This is a genomic window from Aeromicrobium jepli (assembly GCF_047246605.1).
Lineage (GTDB): Bacteria > Actinomycetota > Actinomycetes > Propionibacteriales > Nocardioidaceae > Aeromicrobium.
Genome location: NZ_JBFOKO010000001.1, coordinates 79,734 through 97,668, shown reverse-complemented (window position 1 = coordinate 97,668; position 17,935 = coordinate 79,734). Strand labels below are relative to the sequence as shown.

10 protein-coding genes are annotated in these 17,935 nt (G+C 72.8%); 4 read left to right on the top strand and 6 right to left on the bottom strand.

The genetic code is table 11. The features are described 5' to 3' along the window. The first annotated feature begins 38 nt into the window (after positions 1–38). Positions 39–1,445: a S1C family serine protease gene (locus AB3M81_RS00430; protein WP_412901932.1), complete on the top strand. Its 1,407-nt coding sequence runs from the start codon at positions 39–41 to the stop codon at positions 1,443–1,445. A 106-nt stretch (positions 1,446–1,551) separates the two neighbouring features. On the opposite strand, the gene AB3M81_RS00425 is transcribed toward AB3M81_RS00430, so the two are convergent. From AB3M81_RS00425 to AB3M81_RS00400, 6 genes are all read right to left on the bottom strand, one after another. Beyond that, complete coding sequence (locus AB3M81_RS00425; RefSeq protein WP_412901931.1) at positions 1,552–3,429, bottom strand: anthranilate synthase family protein; 1,878 nt, start codon at positions 3,427–3,429, stop codon at positions 1,552–1,554. A gap of 120 nt (positions 3,430–3,549) precedes the next feature. Further along, a complete protein-coding gene (locus tag AB3M81_RS00420) occupies positions 3,550–4,782 on the bottom strand; it encodes an HD domain-containing protein (protein ID WP_412901930.1) in 1,233 nt (410 codons plus the stop codon). A 52-nt stretch (positions 4,783–4,834) separates the two neighbouring features. Beyond that, positions 4,835–6,358: a metallophosphoesterase family protein gene (locus AB3M81_RS00415; RefSeq protein WP_412901929.1), complete on the bottom strand. Its 1,524-nt coding sequence runs from the start codon at positions 6,356–6,358 to the stop codon at positions 4,835–4,837. Continuing rightward, a complete protein-coding gene (locus AB3M81_RS00410) occupies positions 6,355–8,442 on the bottom strand; it encodes a HelD family protein (protein WP_412901928.1) in 2,088 nt (695 codons plus the stop codon). The genes AB3M81_RS00415 and AB3M81_RS00410 overlap by 4 nt, the downstream gene beginning before the upstream one ends. A 218-nt stretch (positions 8,443–8,660) precedes the next feature. After that, the gene (locus tag AB3M81_RS00405; protein ID WP_412901927.1) at positions 8,661–11,519 is read right to left on the bottom strand and encodes an NHL repeat-containing protein; all 2,859 of its coding nucleotides are present in this window, start codon (positions 11,517–11,519) and stop codon (positions 8,661–8,663) included. Positions 11,520–11,653: 134 nt separating this feature from the next. Beyond that, positions 11,654–15,082, bottom strand: a complete 3,429-nt coding sequence (locus AB3M81_RS00400; RefSeq protein ID WP_412901926.1) for a hypothetical protein — start codon at positions 15,080–15,082, stop codon at positions 11,654–11,656. 187 nt (positions 15,083–15,269) lie between these two features. Between AB3M81_RS00400 and AB3M81_RS00395 the strand changes: the two genes are divergently transcribed. The 3 genes from AB3M81_RS00395 to AB3M81_RS00385 all read left to right on the top strand — a co-directional run bounded on the left by AB3M81_RS00395 (position 15,270) and on the right by AB3M81_RS00385 (position 17,868). Next, on the top strand, positions 15,270–16,052 hold the full coding sequence (locus tag AB3M81_RS00395; protein ID WP_412901925.1) for a hypothetical protein: 783 nt from the start codon (positions 15,270–15,272) through the stop codon (positions 16,050–16,052). Positions 16,053–16,078: 26 nt separating this feature from the next. Then, positions 16,079–16,864: a hypothetical protein gene (locus AB3M81_RS00390; RefSeq protein WP_412901924.1), complete on the top strand. Its 786-nt coding sequence runs from the start codon at positions 16,079–16,081 to the stop codon at positions 16,862–16,864. A 194-nt stretch (positions 16,865–17,058) separates the two neighbouring features. Further along, complete coding sequence (locus AB3M81_RS00385) at positions 17,059–17,868, top strand: hypothetical protein (RefSeq protein WP_412901923.1); 810 nt, start codon at positions 17,059–17,061, stop codon at positions 17,866–17,868. The last annotated feature ends 67 nt before the right edge of the window (positions 17,869–17,935 follow it).

The following is a 17,935-nucleotide window of genomic DNA, read 5'->3' as shown; positions in this document are numbered from 1 at the left end:
CACAAGCAGTTCTCAGGTCGCCGGAGGAAGGTTGAACCATGACAGACCAGCGTGATCCGTACGCCGACCGCCCGTACGTGCCCCCGACGCCGCAGCAGCCCACGCAGGACGCGGGCGGCGGCTGGCCCTTCGCCGAGCCCCGCGCCCGGGCCGAGGAGCCCACGCCGGAGCCCGCGACGTCCACGTACGACGCACCGGGCGATCACGAGCCGACCGTCGCCGTCCACGAGCCGACGGTCGCGTTCGGCGGCGGCTCGGGCGACGGCGGCAACGGCGGCGGCCAGGTCCCGCCGGCGTTCGCCGCGCCGGCGCCCGCTCCGCGCAGGAAGCGGCGCGCGGGTCGCCTCGTCGCGGCCGCGACGGGCATCATCCTGCTCGCCGGCGCCTCGGCCGCGGGCGGCGCCGCGATCTACAGCGCCCTCGAGGACGACGGCACCGTCACGACGACCAGCACGGGCACCACGCTCGACCGCCCCGCCTCGGCGAAGCAGGCCAACAGCGACATCAGCGCGGTCGCGGACGCGGTCCTGCCCGCGACGGTCGTCATCAACGTGGCCGGCCAGGGCGAGTCCGGCACCGGCACCGGCGTCGTCATCAGCGAGGACGGCAAGATCATCACGAACAACCACGTGATCGAGGCGGCGGCCGACGGTGGCACGATCACCGTCGCCTTCAACGACGGCCGCAACGCCAAGGCGACGATCATCGGGCGCGACGTGGCCACCGACGTGGCGGTCATCCAGGCCGAGGACGTGAGCGGCCTGACCCCCGCCACGCTGGGCAACTCCCAGGAGGTCCAGGTGGGCCAGACGGTCGTCGCGATCGGCTCGCCGTTCGGCCTCGACGCGACCGTCACGACCGGCATCGTCTCGGCGCTCAACCGCCCCGTCAGCCCCGGCGACGGCTCGCAGTTCCAGCAGGGCGGCACCACCACGACGTTCCCGGCGATCCAGACCGATGCGGCGATCAACCCCGGCAACTCGGGTGGCCCGCTCGTGAACCTCGACGGCCAGGTCATCGGCATCAACTCGGCGATCAACACCGGCGGCAACGGCAACGGCTCGGTCGGCCTGGGCTTCGCGATCCCGATCAACCTGGTCAACAACGTCGCGACGCAGATCCTCGACGGCAAGACCGTCGAGCACGCGCGCATCGGCGTCGAGGTCCGCAACGCCACCGGCGACGACAAGATCACCAGCATCGGCGCCCTGATCGGCGAGGTCACGATGGGCGGCGCGGGCGAGAAGGCGGGCCTCAAGGCCGGCGACATCGTTACGAAGGTCGACGGCAACCCGATCTCGAGCAACTCGGCGCTCGTCGCGACGATCCGGGGCTACAAGCCCGGCGACGAGGTCACGCTGACCGTCCTGCGGGGCGACAAGTCGCAGGAGATCAAGGTCAAGCTCGACAGCGACGGCGGCGCCACCGCCCGCCAGCAGGACTGACCGCCGCCCCACGGGGGCGACTTCTGGAACGGGATCCACGTCCGGCACCGACCGGAACGTGGATCCCGTTCCACATCTCGGGGAAAGGCGGGGCGAGCGCTCGCGCTCAGCGGTCCGTGAGGACGGCCTCGACGAGATCGCGCAGGATCGCGTAGCCGTTCTGCGTCAGGATCGACTCCGCGTGGAACTGGATGCCGCGGTAGTGCGGGCCGGCCACGAGGTGGATGTCGCCGGACTCCGGGTCCGTCTGCACCGTCACGCCCTCGGGCAGCCCCGACGCGGGAACCCGACCCACGAACGTGTTGTAGAAGCCGACGGTCTCGGTGCGGTCCAGCACGGGCAGGGCGCTCTGCGTGCCCTGGAAGACGATGTCCTTGTAGGCCAGGTCGAGACCCAGCTGGTGGCACAGCGTCTGGTGGCCCAGGCAGATCGCCAGGAACGGCTGCCGGCGGTCCAGCAGCCGCGCGGTGGCCGCGCGAAGGTTCGCGATCTTGGGGTCGTCGCCGTCACGCGGGTCGCCCGGACCGGGGCCGACGACCACGAGGTCGTGGCCGTCGAGCGCGGTCTCGGTCCACTCGTCGTGGCGCACGACGTCGGTCGTCATGCCCATCACGCCGAAGACGTGCGACAGCATGTTGACGAAGTCGTCCTCGCCGTCGAGCACGACCACCCGCTTGCCCGTCAGGGCCGGCACCTGCGGCGTGCCCGACTGGTCGCTCAGCCAGAACTGCGAGAGCCGCTGGTTGCGCGAGCCGAGCGCGATGAGCACGTCGTCCTCGCGGGTGAACGCGTCGAAGCCCTCGACCGCGGGCGGCGCCGACTCGACCAGGCCGAAGGCGCTGAGGATGCCGGAGGCCTTGGCCCAGGTCTCGTTGGTCTCGTACTCGGCGTCGGAGTCGCGCACGAGCGTGGCCCCGGCCGTCACGACGAGGTTGCCCTCGAGGTCGACGTCGGCGGTGCGGATGAGGATCGGGGCGTCCAGTCGCGGCGCGCCCTGCTCGTCGCGGCCGAGCAGCGCGGCGACGCTGGCGTAGTAGCCGCGGCCCTGCGGCTCGTACTGCTTGATGACGCGGCACGCGTTCTCGACCGGGCTGCCCGTCACGGTGGCGGCGAACATCGAGTCGCGCAGGATCTCGCGCGGGTCGCGGTCGGTGCGGCCGGCCAGCAGGTACTCGGTGTGCACGAGATGCGTCATCGGCTTGAGGTACGGACCGAGCACGAGGCCGCCCTCGTGGCACAGGTCGCACATCATCTTGAGCTCCTCGTCGACGACCATGAAGAGCTCGTAGATCTCCTTCTCGTCGGACAGGAACCTCAGCAGCTCGCGCTTGCGCTCGGCGTGCGTGTCGAGGCCGCGCATGCGGAACGTGCCGCTGATCGGGTTCATGCGCAGCTGGCCCGCGTCGAGGCTGACGTGGCGCTCGGGGCTGGCGCCGATGAGGTAGCGGTCGCCGGTGAAGATGCAGAACGTCCAGAAGGCGCCGCGCTCGCGCTCGAGCAGGCGGCGCAGGACGCTCAGCGCCCGGGTGTGGTCCCAGTCGGCGACCTGCGCACGGTACCGGCGGCCGATCACGACGTTCGCGCCCTCGCCCTGGCCGATCTCGTCGTCGATGACGCGGCGGACCATCGCCGCGTACTCCTCGTCCGAGGTCTCGAAGCCGCCGCGGTCGGCGAGGTCGATCGGCGCGTCCGGCAGCGCCTCCAGCAGGTCGGCGAGGGCCACGTCCTGGTTGACCCGGGCCTCGATGACCGACAGCGGCGTGCCGTCCTGGTGCGCCTCGAAGCCGCGCTCGACCACCTGCGCGTACGGCACGAGGACGAGGTGGTCCCACGACGGGCCGGGGCCGTCGGCCAGCGGCACGTCGGCCAGCCGCTCGACGTCGGTGCGGGGTCCGCCGATCAGCGTGACCCGGTCCGTCTCGCGGCCGCGGATCAGCGCGAACGCGGGCTGGGCCAGCAGGTCGTCGAGGATCGTGTGCGTCATCGGAGTCTTCTTCCCGCGGTCGGACGAACGACGCCCAGACCGCCAACGAGGGGTCTGGGCGTGGGGTACGTCGACAGGCCTCCTCAGCGGAGGGGCCACCACATGGTCGTCGACATGGCGTCAGCGTACCTGTCCGTCGTCGGGTGCCGGCGCGTCCGGTCCGATCTCCGGACGGCGCTCGGTCAGCTCGCGGCGCACTCGGTCGCGAGCGCGGCGCCAGGCGGCGCGCGCGAAGCCCACCGTCGGCACGGGCTGGGCGCCCTCGGGCTCGGCGACCTTGCCCTCGCCGACGATCTCGGGCAGGCCGCTCGCGTGCACCATCCCCATGAGCGCGGTGGCGGCGAGCTCGGGTCGCAGGCTGACCTTCGGCGCGGGCTCGCCCTTCGCGCGGACGCCGCTCGCCGGCATCGCGGACAGCGCCCCGAGGTCGCCCACGACGTGCACCCCGCTCGCGGCGATCCGCTCGGCCATCGCGGCGCCGAGGCCGACCGCGGCCCGCGCGGCCCAGTAGGGCGTGGTGAGCCGCGGCTCGTTGGGGCGGGGCGCCCGCTGCTGCAGGTAGCGGGCGGTGCCGAAGCGCATCGCGTGGTGGTGCACCGACCGCGGCAGGCCGCTCGCGGCGAACTGCTTGTTGAACTGCCGGATCAGCTCGATCTCGGGCAGCGTCAGCGAGCGGTTGTCCGAGGCCGGGACCTCGAGCGTCCCGGGGGCGAGCGAGAAGAGCGTCTCGACGTCGCGCAGCAGCTGGTCGGGCGTGGACTCGTCGAGCACGAGGACGACGACGCGCTCGGGCCCCACCACGCCGGCCCAGCGCGCGACCAGCTCGTCGTGCCGGTGCCGCCACCAGAACGAGGGCGAGAGGGTCGTGGTGTCCGCCTCGCGGAGCATCGCCTTGAGCCAGCGCCCGTACGCGGTCCGCATGCCGTTCTGGACGTACTGCTGCCATTGCGACGGCAGGATCTTCGCGAGCGGTCGCAGTGTGACCAGGACCCAGGGATCGTCGCCGCCGAGCTCGCGGACGGCGGCCGCCATGGCCGCCTCGCGGGCGTCGGCGAGGAACTCGCTGCTGACCAGGACGGTGCCCTCGGCCTCCTTGACCTCGCGGACGAGGCGCCGCCAGGGACGGTCGCTGGACGGCGCGTCGGCGGGCGGCCTCGGGTTCTCGCGCGCGAGCAGCGCGAGCACCTCGTCGATCGGCTGGCTGGTGGAGCCGGCGTAGTGCACACCCTGCGCGGCGACGGCCTCGCGCTCGGCGTGGAAGGCGCGCTGCAGCGAGGTCGTGCCGGTCTTGTGGGGCCCGACGTGCAGCACCCGAGCGCCGCGCGGGAACCGGAGGTCGGTGCGAGGAGTCATCGTCTCCCGACGGTAGCGCGGCGGCGCCGCGACCGCGCCGCGAGCGCCGGCGTCACTCGACGTCGTGGGGCGCGGCGATCGGCAGCGGCGTGTAGTCGCCGAGCTCGATGACGGCGCCCGGCTTGAACGTGACGATCTGCAGGCCCACGGCACGGCCGTCCTCGAAGGTCAGGACCGCGACCTGGGCGTCGCGGCGCAGCTTCGTGCCGAGGGCGAACGCGTAGACCGCGCCGCCCGTGGAGCCGATCGAGACCGCCGTGGTGGTGCCGTTCGGGCCGGCGGTCGAGGTCGGGCCGACCTGACGGTGCAGGTGGCCGCTGATCGCGATGTCCGCGCACCCCTGGGCGACGGCCGCCTTGGCGGACGCCGAGCTGTGGGTGGCGAGCACCGTGATCTCGCCGTCCTCGCACGCCGCCTCGGCGAGCGCGGAGTTCTGCTCGGTGATGGCGGCGATGTTGTCGCCCTCGTTGCCGTTGTAGCCGGCGGTCAGGCCCGAGCTGCGCGGGTCGCTCTCGCCGATGATGCGCACGCCCTCGACGTCGACGGGCTCGCCGTCGAGCAGCACGAAGTCGTTGCGCTCCATCTCGCGCTGGATGTACTGGCCGGTGTCGTGGTTGCCCGCGACCGCGACGATCGGCAGGTCCGAGAACGTCTCGCGCAGCGACTTGATGCTGAACGCCTCCCACGAGGCGCCGTTCGACGTGTCGTCGCCGAGGTCGAGCACGAACGACGCCTGCGCCGCGTCCGCGACCTCGCGGGCGACGGGGTCCATGCCGACGTTGTCGTGGCGGTCCGTCACGACGAGCGCCGTGGTCTGGCCCTCCCCGGGCGCCCGGACCGGCAGGTCCTTCGCCTTCTCGGCGAGCTCGGAGTAGAAGGTCAGCGACTCCTGGTACGTGTCGAGCGCGCCCTGCACGATCGCCTTGCTGGTGGCCGTCGCGGCACCACGCGAGATCTGCACGCTGGCCAGCCTCGGCTCGTCGGGCAGCTCGGGGAACTCCTGCCGGATCGGCACCCACGCGACCTCGCGGTGCGTGCTGGGGTCGGGGAGGTAGACCATGAGCGCGCCGACCAGCGCGATGCCCATGACGCCGGCCACGAGCGCGGTGCGCGGCTCGGGAGGCCAGGACTCGCGCAGCTCGCGACGGCGACGGCGGCCCAGCGCCCACCACACGGCCGCGCCCAGCACCATCGCGATGACGGCGGCCGCGGCACCGCGCTGGAGGGCGCTGACGGCCATGTCCGCGATCTCGGAGGTCATGGCGGCGATCTCGCCCTCGGGCTGGCTGGCGATCGCGGCGTCCTGCGCCAGCACGTTCTGCAGGTCGGTGTCGGGGCTGTCGCGCAGCACGACCTCGGCGCCGATGCCCAGGACGGCGTCGGAGGGCATGCGCAGCTCGGGCAGCAGCGGCCCGGCCACGATCGTCACGTGCCCGTCGAACGTGGGGCTGGCGATCGCGTTGTGCGCGCCGATCGTGACGGCGCGCTCGGTGTTGACGAACGAGGTCGCCGCGACCGACAGCCCGACCACGAGGCCGGCCGCCACCAGCGCGAGCAGCGGCAGGTACCGCCTCACGCGCCCACCCGGTCGAGCCAGGAGCGGCTGGTGCCGAGGGTGACGAGGCGCTGCGTGGCGCGCGTGAGCGCCACGTACAGCGTGCGCCAGCCGGACGCCGCCTCGGCGACGATCCCGTCGGCGTCCACGAGCAGGACGGCGTCGAACTCGAGGCCCTTCGTGTCGAGCGGGTCGAGCACACGCAGGCGCTCGTCCGCCGGGACGGCGGAGGCCAGCTCGGCGAGCCGGCCGGCGGGCGCGACGACCGCGACCGTGCCGTCGACCTGCTCGAGCAGGGTCGCGGCCTCGGCGGCGACCCGGCCGGTCAGGTCGGCGGCCGGGACGACCTCGTGCCGGGGCTCGACGCCCGTGCGGCGGACGGCCTCGGCCAGGTCGGGGTGGTCGATCCCGCGCACGGCGACCTTGGCGGCGAACTCGTAGATCTCGGCGGAGTTGCGGTAGTTCGTCGAGAGCCGGAAGCGGTGGATCGCGAGCGACCCGAGGGCCTCGTCGCGCGCGGCGGCCGACTCGGCCGGCACGGGCCACGAGGACTGCGCCTCGTCGCCGACGATCGTCCAGCTGGCGGTGCGGCCGCGCCGGCCGAGCATGCGCCACTGCATCGGCGAGAGGTCCTGCGCCTCGTCGACGAGCACGTGCGCGTAGCCCTCGTCCTCGATGTCGCCCGTGACCCGCACGCGGTCCTCGCGCTCGCGGCACTCGAAGCTCATGAGCTGCTTGGGGTTGTCGAAGTCGTCCTCGGACGGCGGCGGCACCTCGCCCACGAGGTGACGCAGCTCGTCGATGAGCGGGACGTCCTCGATCGTCGGCTCCTGCGGCCACTCGCGGCGGAGCACCTGCTGCTCGAACGAGGTGAGCAGGTCCGACGCGAGCTCGCCCAGGCGCGTCGGCAGCACGCGCCACAGGTCGACCGGGTCGAGCTCGGGCCACCACTGCTCGAAGAACGCCTCGAAGCGCTCGTCGCCGTCGAGCTGGTCGGAGAACGCCTCGGGACCGCGGTCGAGGGCGCGGTCGCCCGTGACGCGCTCCCACAGCGCCTGGACGAGCGCCTCGCGCACGGCCGGGCCGGCGGCGTTCGGCAGTCCCATGCCGTGGGCCCGGCGACGGATCCTGGCCAGGTCGGACGCCTCGAGGACGAGCCGGTCGTCGCGGTAGAAGTACTCGAAGCGCGTGGGCGCGCCCTGCTGGGGAGCCCTCACGAGCCGCGACAGGACCGTCGCCATCTGCGGGCGGCCGAGCAGCGCCGCGACCTCGGGGGCGGCGTGGACCGTGGCGTCGATGCCCTCGACCACCTGGCCGATCGAGCGCAGCGTCACGCTGGTCTCGCCCAGGCTGGGCAGGACGCGCTCGATGTAGTTCATGAAGACGCCGGACGGACCGACGACGAGCACGCCGCCCGACTCGAACCGGCGGCGGTCGGTGTAGAGCAGGTACGCGGCGCGGTGCAGCGCGACGACCGTCTTGCCGGTGCCGGGGCCGCCGCCGATGATCGTGGCGCCACGGGCGGGGGCGCGGATGGCCTCGTCCTGCTCCTTCTGGATCGTCGCGACGACCGAGTGCATCGAGCTGTCGCGGGCTCGGCTGAGGCTGGCCAGCAGCGCCCCCTCGCCGATCACGACCATGTCGTCGGGTGCGGCGTCGGCGTCGAGCAGCTCGTCCTCGATGCCCATGACGCGGTCGCCCCGGCAGCGCAGCACGCGGCGGCGGATCACCCCCGCCGGGTCCTGGGCCGTGGCCTGGTAGAAGACCGAGGCCGCAGGTGCGCGCCAGTCGATCAGCAGGATCTCGCGGTCCTCGTCGCGGACGCCGATGCGGCCGATGTAGCGGGCCTCGCCGCCCTTCAGGTCCAGGCGGCCGAACACGAGGCCGTCGTGTGCGGCGTGCAGCGCGCTGAGCCGGCGCGAGGCCTGGTAGACCATCGCGTCACGCTCGACGAGACCGCCCTCGTGGCCGATGTGGCCGCGGGCCATCCCCTCGGCGACGAGGGACCGGGCGACCTTGGCCGACTCGTCCAGCCGCTCGTAGACGGTGTCGACGTACGCCTGCTCGTGCTGCAGCTCGCGTTCGTCGGGCGAAGCGTGGGTCATCGACGTCCTCAGGGATGGGGTGGGCAACTCCCCATTCTAGGCACCGTCACCCACCCGACACCCGGCTTGTCCGCGCCGTGGCTCACCTTGGTGCCGCACCTGTATCAGGAGCCGGTCACGCGTCTCACGAACGGCAGCGCCCCGCGGGTGCCGACCGCGCGAACGGGGGTCGGCCGGCACCTGCGGGGCGCTGCGGTGCGTGCGCGCGCCGGACGGCCTCAGCGCGCGCGGTAGGTGATCGTGAACCTCTTCGTGTAGGTCACCTTCGTGCCGGTGAATCCACGCACGATGACCGTGCGCTTGCCCGACTTGAGGCCCTTGCCGTAGCGCACCGTGCGCACGACGCGGCCGTGCGAGTCGGCCGTGCCGGTGAACATGCGATGACGGATCGAGATCCGGTACCGCTGGCCGGGGGCCAGGCCCTGCGCCCTCACCGCGAAGGCGTCCGTGCCGCGGACGACCTTGCGCGACGGGGCGACCTTCGCGGCCTCCTTGACCACGGCGGTCTTCAGCACCGTGGAGAACTCCGTGTGACCCGGAGCGCTCACGGTCACCAGTGCGCACACCGTGCGGCCCACCGTGTCGGCCGTGACGCGGTACGCGCCGGCGGCCTTCGCCGGACGGCAGTCCGCACCGGCGACCGCCTGGCCCCACGTCACGGTCGTCGTGGTGCCCGCGGGCAGCGCGCCGGCCAGCAGCGCCACCGTCAGCGTGGAGCCGACCTTGGGCGTCGTGCTCGAGAGCACCGCACGAATCGTCGGGAGCGTGCCGCGCGTCACCGAGGTCTCGGCGACGAAGGTCGCCTCCAGCGAGCCGTAGCCCGGAGCCGTGACGCCGACGACGGCGCACAGCACCTCGCCGAGCTGGTCCGGCGTGGGCGTGACGGTGTCCGTCGTGGCGCCGTCGGTCGCGACGCACGTCTCGGCCTCGTCGTCCCACAGACCCCACTGCCAGTGACCCGCGGCACCCTCGGGCGCGTCGGTCAGGTCCAGCGGCAGCGAGACGGGCGTGCCGACGGCCGGCCGGTCCGTGCTGAACGCCGGCTCGGGGACGCTGAGGCGGCCCGAGGCGACCTCGACCGCGTTCGAGGTGGTCTCGTCGGCGACGTAGCCACGGGAGGTGGAGGTGACCGTCACCGACAGGCTCTTGCCACGATCACCGCCCTTCGGCGTGTAGGTCGCCTGCGTGGCACCGTCGATCGGCTCGCCGTCGAGGCTCCACTGGTAGGCGCGGTCCGCGTCGGCCGGGTCGCCGCCGCTGACGTCGGCCCGGGACTCCTGGCCGACCTGCGCCCAGTCGCCGAGCGTCACGGTCGGCGCCTGCGGGAAGACACCGGCCGCGACCTGGCCGGCGATCATGGTCCCCGTCACGTCGTCGTAGTGCGGGGCCCCGACGGTCGCCGTGAGGCACAGCGACGTCGCGAAGTCGGACACCTCGACGGTGTAGGTGCGCTCCGTCGCCCCCTCGATCGCGACGCACTCGTCGGCCGTGCGGTCGTACCGTCCCCACTGCACGGCCTTGATCTGCGTGCCGGCGGGCTCCTCCTCGACGGCCAGGACCGCCTCGACCGTCTGGCCCACGACGGGCCACTCGTCGTCCATGACGACGCCGGCGGACACGAAGCTGCCACGGGCGGGCGACGCGGCGGAGAGCGTCGTCGTGAGGTCCTCGTGGCCGGCGGCCGCGAACGACACGACGGCGCACAGCGTGGCGCCCGCGTCGGCGTTCGTCACGCGGTACGTCCTGGAGTCGGGCGCGTCCTCGGGGACCACGCACTCCTCGTTCGCGATGCGGCCCCAGCGGACCGATCCGGCGGCGTCACGCGGCAGCAGCGCCTCGTCGACGGTCACCGTGAGCAGATCCAGGCGGGTCGGTCCCGAGTCCGGCGTCGAGTCGGTGATCGTGAACGCGGACGGCTCCATCAGCCGACCCGTGATCGCCTTGGTCGCCGTCGCGCGGCGATCGGCCGGCTCTCCGTCGGTGCCCTTCGCGGTGACGGTGACGGTCGCCGTCCTGCCTCGGTCGGCGGCGATCGGCGTGAACGTGGCGGCCGTGGAGCGGATCTCGTCGCTGCCGGCGACCGTCCACGCATAGGTCCACGAGGCGGGCTCGGGCGTCGTCGAGGCGGTGACCGTCAGCTCGTCGCCGACTCGGCCCGAGCCGGTGATCTGCGGCGTGAACGCCGCGAACACCGGGCCCAGGCTGAACTGGTGGATGCCGGGAGCGTTGTTCTGGTCCGACACGAAGATCCGGCCGTCGTCGTCGATCGCGATCCCGAAGACGTTGCTGAAGCCGGGAGCGCGGACCAGCGACGCCCGGACGCTGCCATCGGCTGCGTAGACCGTGAAGCCGGCGGCACCGTACTCGCCCAGCGCCACGTCGCCGTTCACGGTGGTGTCCACCTTGAACGGGTAGCTGAGCCGGCGGCCGTCGGCACTCTCGGTGATGGTGGCCACGGGCACGCCGTCCTGGGTGTACTTGCGCAGCTCGTGCCCGCCGAAGTCCGGGACCCACAGGAAGCCGTCACGATCGAGCGCCAGACCGTAGGATCCGCCGGGGGCCGCGGAGAACTGCGAGACGAGCGCACCGGCCGCGTCGAGCTTGCGGACCTCGCGACCGCCCCACGCCATGACGTATATCGACCCGTCCGGCGCGACGGCGAGGTCGGTCGTCGGACCCCAGTTGCTGGGGAACGTGGCCACGTGCGTGCCGTCGGCCCGGAACTTCGCGATGCCGGCGCCGCCGGCGGCGTAGATCGTGCCGTCACCGGTGACCTCCACGCCGTAGACGGCGCCGATCTCACGGGCGTCGACGGAGCGGACGAGCTCCCCGGCGGGGGTGAACTGGCGGATGGCCGCTCCGTCAGCCACGAAGAGGTCGCCGTTCGGCCCGATGTCCAGGGCCCAGGAACGGTCGACGGTCGGCGTGCCCGAGGACGCCGGCGGGAAGACGCCGACGTGGGTGACCTCGTCCGCCGCGTGCGCGGGGGTGGCGATCGCGACGAGGCCGGCGAGGGCCACGAGGAACGCGGCGAGGAAGGAGAGGGGCCGCGTACCGCGCGAGGACGGGGAATCCATGTGATGGATGGGACTGGAGATCACCAAAGGAACGTACGTTGCGCCGGTGGCGTCCGTGGCGGAACCGGAGAATCCCATCCGAATGGACTACGAAGCCGCCCGCCGGAGGAGTGCGGAGGGCGGCTTCGTGGGGCTCAGCGCGCGCGGTAGTCGATCGTGAACCGCTTCGTGTACGTGACCTTGGAGCCCGTGTAGCCGCGGACGACGATCGTCCGCCTCACGGACCGCAGGCCCGTGCCGTAGCGGACCGTGCGGGCGAGGCGCCCGTGCGAGTCGGCCTTGCCCGTGAACGTGCGGTGGCGGATCGAGATCCGGTACCGCTGGCCGGGGGCCAGCCCTTGGGCCCTGACGACGAACCGGTCGGTGCCGCGGACCACCTTCCGCGAGGAGGTCGCCTTCGCGGCCTCCTTCACCGGTCCGGCCTTGAGCAGGGTCGTCCACTCGGCGTAGCCGGGAGCGGTCACCTTCACGAGGGCGCACACGGTGTTCCCCGCCATCGCCCTCGTCATGGTGAGCGATCGCGCGGCCGTCGCCGGGCGGCAGACCGCACCGGCCGCGGCGCGACCCCAGGTGACGGTCGTCGTCGCACCCGCGGGCAGCGCGCCCGAGAGCACCGAGGCCGTCAGCGTGGAGCCGACCTTCGGCGAGGAGGTGCTGAGCACCGCGCGCAGGGTGGGGAGGGTGCCGCGCACGACGGGGTTCGCGGCGGAGACGGTCGCCTCGAACGGGACGTGGTCGGCCGCGGTGACGCGCACGTCGGCGCACAGCACCTCGTCGACCTGGGCCGGCGTCGGCGTGAAGGACTCGCCGGTCGCGCCATCGATGGCGACGCACTCGCGGCCGGCGCGGACGCCCCACTGGCGCGTGGCCTGCGCGCCCTCGGGTGCGCCGGTCAGGTCGAGCGGCAGGGACACCGGCACGCCCACGGCGGGACGGTCCGTGCTGAACGCCGGGGACGGGACCTGGATCTGGTCCTGGACGACCTGGGCGGTCAGCCGGGTCGACCACTCCGCGTAGCCCGGCGCCGTGACGGTGACGAGCGCGCAGACCGTGCCGCCGCCCATGCCGCGGGCGACCTCGAAGGACGTGCCGGCCTCGTCGGCCACGCACTCCTCACCGGCGGCTGCATGACCCCACGTGATCCGGGTCGCCGCGCCCGCCGGCAGCTCGCCCGAGACGAGCGTCGCCGTCAGCGTCTCGCCGACCTCGGGCGTGGTCGTGCTCAGGATCGCGCTCATCGCCGGCAGCATGCCGCGCGCGACGGCGTGCTCCGCCGTGAAGGTGGCCTCGAGCGGGTCGTAGCCCGGTGCGGTCACGCGGACGGTCACGCACAGCGGGTTTCCGAGCTGGGCCGCAGTCGGCGTGAAGGACTCGCCCGTGGCGCCGCCGACGGGCTCGCAGGTTTCGCCGACGCGCATGCCCCACGTCCGCTCGACCTCCGCGCCCGCGGGCGCGTCGGTGAGGTCCACGGCCAACGAGACGGGCGTGCCGACGACCGGGCGGTCGGTGTCGAGCTGCGGCACGGGCACCTGCAGGCGGCCCGCGCCCACCTCGACCGAGGACGAGGTCGTGACGTCGTCGACGTAGCCGTGCGCCGTCGACGTGACGGTGACCGAGAGGTCGTGCCCGCGGTCGGCGGCGCGCGGCGTGTACGTCGCCCCTGTCGCACCCTCGATCGGCGCGCCGTCGAGGCGCCACTGGTAGGCACGGCTCGCGTCGCCCGGGTCGCCGCCCGTGACCTCGGCGTTCAGCTCGACGCCGACCTGCGCCCAGTCCGGGACGGTGACCGTGGGCTTCTGCCCGAACGGGCCGGCCGCGACGGCGGGAAGCGTGCCGAGCGTCTCCGTCGCCGTGTGGTGCGGGGCGGCGACAGTGACCCGGAGGCAGAGCCGCTTCTCGAAGTCGGAGACGTCGGGGGTGAACGTGCGCCCTTCCGCGCCGGCGATGAGCTCGCACGAGGAACCGTCGGTCGTGTGACCCCAGCGCCACGCCGAGACCCCGGCGCCGGCCGGGGCGCCGCTCAGGTCGAGCGAGCCGGTGACGGTGCCACCGACGACGGGCGACGCGACGTCGAAGCTCGGGGAGGGCACGGTGAACGTGCCGATCGCCGTGTCACGGGCGGCGACCGACGTGACGAGGTCCTCGTGACCGGCCGCCTTCGTGGTGACGACGGCGCACAGCGTGGCACCGGCGTCCGCGTCGCGGACGGTGTACGTGTCGTGAGCCGATCCGGCGACGGCGCACGCGCCCGCCTCCATCCGGCCCCAGCGGATCGCGCTGGTCGCCCCTGCGGGGAGCGTCGATCGGTCGAGGTCGACCGAGAGCACGTCGCCCGTCGTGGGCGCGGTGGCCGGCGTGGAGTCGGACAGGGTCGCCGTGGCGGTCATCGTCGCGGGCGCGACCGTGCGCGAGGCCGTCGACGTGCGGTCCGACGGGCTGCCGTCGGTGCCCTTCGCCGTCACCGCGACGGAGACCGTCCGGCCCACGTCCGAAACGGTCGGCGTGAAGGAGCGTGTGGTCGAGCGGACCTCGTCGCTGCCGCTGACCGTCCACGCGTACGACCACGAGGCGGGCTCGGGTGCCGTGGAAGCGGCCACCGTCAGCTCCTCGCCGGCTCGTCCGGAGCCGGTGATCTGCGGGGTGAAGTCGTCGAACGCCCGGCCGACGCGAGTGATCTGGATCCTCGAGTAGTTCGTCAGGGTGTACACGAGTCCGTCGTCGCCGTAGGCGACTCGTCGGGGCCACTCGTAGTCGAGCGGCTCGCTGATCGGCCATCCGGTTCGGAACTGCCAGTCGGACCCGAAGGTGGCCGTCGCGCCGTAGGTGGTCGCGGCGAACCGTCCCATGCGATCGACCGCCAGGCTGGTGAGCCACGAGTACTCCGGCGGCGCGGCGGGGTACAGCGGCGGCACGTAGTCGCCGTCGCTCGTCACCCGCAGGACCCGACCGACCTTCGTGTCGGTGACGTGCAGGATCCCGGCGCTCCACGTGAGGGTCACGTCGTAGCTGCTCATGCTCGGGATCGGGCCGTTCTCGTCCGCGAGAGGCAGCCACGCTCCTTCCACGCCGTTCGGCCCTTCGCGGATGATCCCCGGGGTACCCCAGTCGGCGAAGAAGTAGACGGAGCCGTCGTCGCCCACCGTGAAGTCCCGGTAGCCACCCCACGGCTCCCGGTACAGCCGCCGACCGTCGGACGCGGCGTACTTCGAGACCGTTTCCGGCCCCATGACGTAGATGTCGCCCGCCGCGTCGACGTCGACTCCGTAGACGGCCTCGTTCGCGGCGACGCTCCGCAGGTAGGTGCCGTCCGCCGCGAGCTCGACGATCCGGCGCTTGTCCGCGTCAGCGACGTAGACATGGCCGTTGGGCCCGACGGCGATGTCCGAGGCCTCCCCGAACTGGTCCTCCGCGCCGCCGTAGGAGCCGACGGTGCGGACGTGGACGGCCTCCTCGCCGGCCTGCGCAGGCGAGGCGATCGACACGAGGCCGCCGACGGCGACGAGGAAGGTGAGGAGCGGCACCAGGACGCGGCGCCGGATGTGGCTGGTGAGACTGGGGATCACTCCGTGACCTTACGTCGGCCTGGACCCCCGCTCGGACCAAAACGTGTGGAACCCGCGCGAGAACGGGGTGCCGGCGGAGAAAACCATCCGGATGGGCCATGCCGGGTTTGCCGTTTCCCCTGTGACGGGTGTTGCTATCGGGATAGTTTCATGACCGATCCCCCTCGACTCCCCAGGAAGTTCTCGCATGCGCCTGCGCACTCTCGCGGCCGCGACGGCCGTCGGCCTCGTCGCCTCGCTCGCTCCCACCGTCGCGGCCGAGGCCGCGGCCAAGCCCACCTACAAGGTCTCGATCTCGACCTCGGCCACGAAGGCCGACGTCGGCCAGACCATCAAGGTCTCGGGCAAGGTCGCCGGCCCGCTCGCCGCCAAGAAGCGCCTCGCCGTCCAGGTCAGGGTCGGCAAGGGCGCCTGGAAGACCGTCGCCAAGGTCCGCACCACCAAGACCCGCCGCTACGCGGCCAAGGTCACGGTCAGGACCGCCGGCGCCCAGTCCATCCGCGTCCTCGCGCCCAAGTCCAAGCGCGCGAAGGCCGGCGCCAGCCGGACCCGCGGCTTCGTCGGCTGGCGCTGGCTCGACCTGACCAAGCAGGAGACCCGGAACGAAGGCCCCGTGACGGTCGGGCCCGTCACCATCGCGGGCAAGCGCCACGCCACGGCGATGACCTTCAGCAACTCCGGCACGTACTTCAACATCAACGGCGCCTGCGACACGTTCAAGTCCGGTGTCGGCGTCAAGGACGGGCTGGACGAGAACGCCTCCCTCCTGACGATCGTCGCCACGCCCGCGATGGGCGACGACCGGGAGACCCCCGTCACGGCCGGCGCTCCGGTCAAGACCGTCCGGCAGTCCGTGTCCGGCATGACGATGTTCGCGATGGGCGCGGGCAGCGGCACCGTGTCGACGGTCGATCCGCTCGTCCACTGCACCGTCAACCGCCTCCCCTCGGTCGCCGACATCCTCGACTGAGCCCCGCCTCGCTGAAAGGAAGCCCCATGCGCGTTCGCACCCTCGCGGTGGCCACGGCGGTCGGTCTCGTCGCCTCCCTGGCCCCCACCGTCGCGGCCGAGGCCGCCGCCAAGCCCACCTACAAGGTCTCGATCTCGACCTCGGCCACGAAGGCCGACGTCGGCCGGACCATCAAGGTCTCGGGCAAGGTCGCCGGCCCCCTCGCCGCCAAGAAGCGCCTCGCCGTCCAGGTCAAGGTCGGCAAGGGCGCCTGGAAGACCGTCGCCAAGGTCCGCACCACCACGACCCGCCGCTACGCCGCCAAGGTCAAGGTCAGGACCGCCGGCGCCCAGTCCATCCGCGTCCTCGCGCCCACGTCCAAGCGCGCGAAGGCCGGCGCCAGCCGGACCCGCGCCTTCACCGGCTGGCGCTGGCTCGACCTGACGACCCAGCCCACCCAGCTGGCCGGGGAGTCCGTCGTCGGTCCGGTGACCATCGCCGGCAGGAAGTACGCCAAGGCGATCACGTTCACGAACGCCGGCCGCTACTACAACGTCGAGGGCGTCTGCGACACGGTCCGCCTCGGCGCGGGCGTGAAGGACGGCCTCGAGACGGAGTCCTCGTTCGTCACGCTCACCACCACGGGCAGCGCGTTCTCGGACACCAGGACGCCGGTCTCCCCCGGCGCGCCGGCCAAGACGGTCCGCAGGGTCATCTCTGGCGCCGAGCTCTTCGCCATGGGCTCCGGCGACTCGGGGCCGGTCACCGCGGTCGACCCGGTCGTGCACTGCAAGGTCAACCGCCTGGCTGAGGCGGAGCTGCCGCCGCTCTGACCTCCCCACCACGAAAGAAGCGCCCCTCCCGGCTCGGGAGGGGCGCTTCTTTTCTTCTTCACCGTTTCGTAGCAGTGATTCCACTTCCACTTTCGAATTTCCGGAGTAACACTAGTCACACTATTCCCACTAGTCCCATCGGTAACACTCACTAGTTCCTTCTGGTCAGTGCGTCTTCGAGTCGGAGGTCCCCCATGCGCATGCGTTTCCTCTCCGTCGCGGCAGCCGTCGGACTCGTCGCGTGCCTGGCTCCGGCCGGCGCGGCGCAGGCCGCTCCCGCCTCCTACCGCGTGTCGATCGCGCTGTCCGCCACGAAGGCCGACGTCGGCCAGACCGTCACGGTCTCCGGCCGCGTCACCGGTCCTCGCGCCGCCCGCAAGGCACTGCTCGTGCAGCACCGGGTGGGCACCGGCGCCTGGCGCACCGTGAAGAAGGTCCGCACCACCGCCTCGGCGCGGTACTCCGCCGCGGTGCGGATCAGCACCGCCGGCGCGCAGTCCCTGCGCGTCGTCGCCCCTCGCTCGTCCGTCCGGCGCGCGGGCACCAGCGCGGCCCGCGGCCTGACCGGCTGGCGCTGGATCGACGCCGCGCGCTCGGGCGTCTCGAGCAACCTCCAGGCCGGCACCGTGACGGTCCACGGCTCGCGGTACTCCGGCCTGACCGTCGCCCCGCGCGGCTCCGGCAAGCTGCTCGTCCGCTTCGACGGGCGCTGCGACGCCGTGAGCTACTCCGCCGGCGTGGGCGGCGAGATGAACAACTGGGCGCTGCTCGACCTCATGCAGGGCCAGGGTGCCGAGCTGGCCCCCGCCCTCGCGCGCATCGAGCCCTGGGTGAGCGGCGGCAACACGCCCCTCACCGCGACGTGGGCGCTGCGCACCGAGTCCGACCACCTCGAGTTCGGGTTGTTCAGCTCCTCGCAGGACCACCGCGCCGTGCTGATCTCGCCGCGCCTGCACTGCACCGTCAACTCCCTGCCGAAGGCCACCCTGCCCACCGCCGGCTGACCCCCGCCGTCCCGCCTTGTTCCGCGCGAGATACGTTGCCGTTCGACATCGCGTCCGAACAGGAGTG

Bases quoted from the DNA above. Each gene is read 5' to 3' on its own strand.
- AB3M81_RS00430 (WP_412901932.1), top strand. From the start codon at position 39: ATGACAGACCAGCGTGATCCGTACGCCGACCGCCCGTACGTGCCCCCG.
- AB3M81_RS00390 (WP_412901924.1), top strand. From the start codon at position 16,079: ATGCGCGTTCGCACCCTCGCGGTGGCCACGGCGGTCGGTCTCGTCGCC.
- AB3M81_RS00405 (WP_412901927.1), bottom strand. From the start codon at position 11,519: ATGGATTCCCCGTCCTCGCGCGGTACGCGGCCCCTCTCCTTCCTCGCC.
- AB3M81_RS00385 (WP_412901923.1), top strand. From the start codon at position 17,059: ATGCGCATGCGTTTCCTCTCCGTCGCGGCAGCCGTCGGACTCGTCGCG.
- AB3M81_RS00410 (WP_412901928.1), bottom strand. From the start codon at position 8,442: ATGACCCACGCTTCGCCCGACGAACGCGAGCTGCAGCACGAGCAGGCG.
- AB3M81_RS00395 (WP_412901925.1), top strand. From the start codon at position 15,270: ATGCGCCTGCGCACTCTCGCGGCCGCGACGGCCGTCGGCCTCGTCGCC.
- AB3M81_RS00425 (WP_412901931.1), bottom strand. From the start codon at position 3,429: ATGACGCACACGATCCTCGACGACCTGCTGGCCCAGCCCGCGTTCGCG.
- AB3M81_RS00420 (WP_412901930.1), bottom strand. From the start codon at position 4,782: ATGACTCCTCGCACCGACCTCCGGTTCCCGCGCGGCGCTCGGGTGCTG.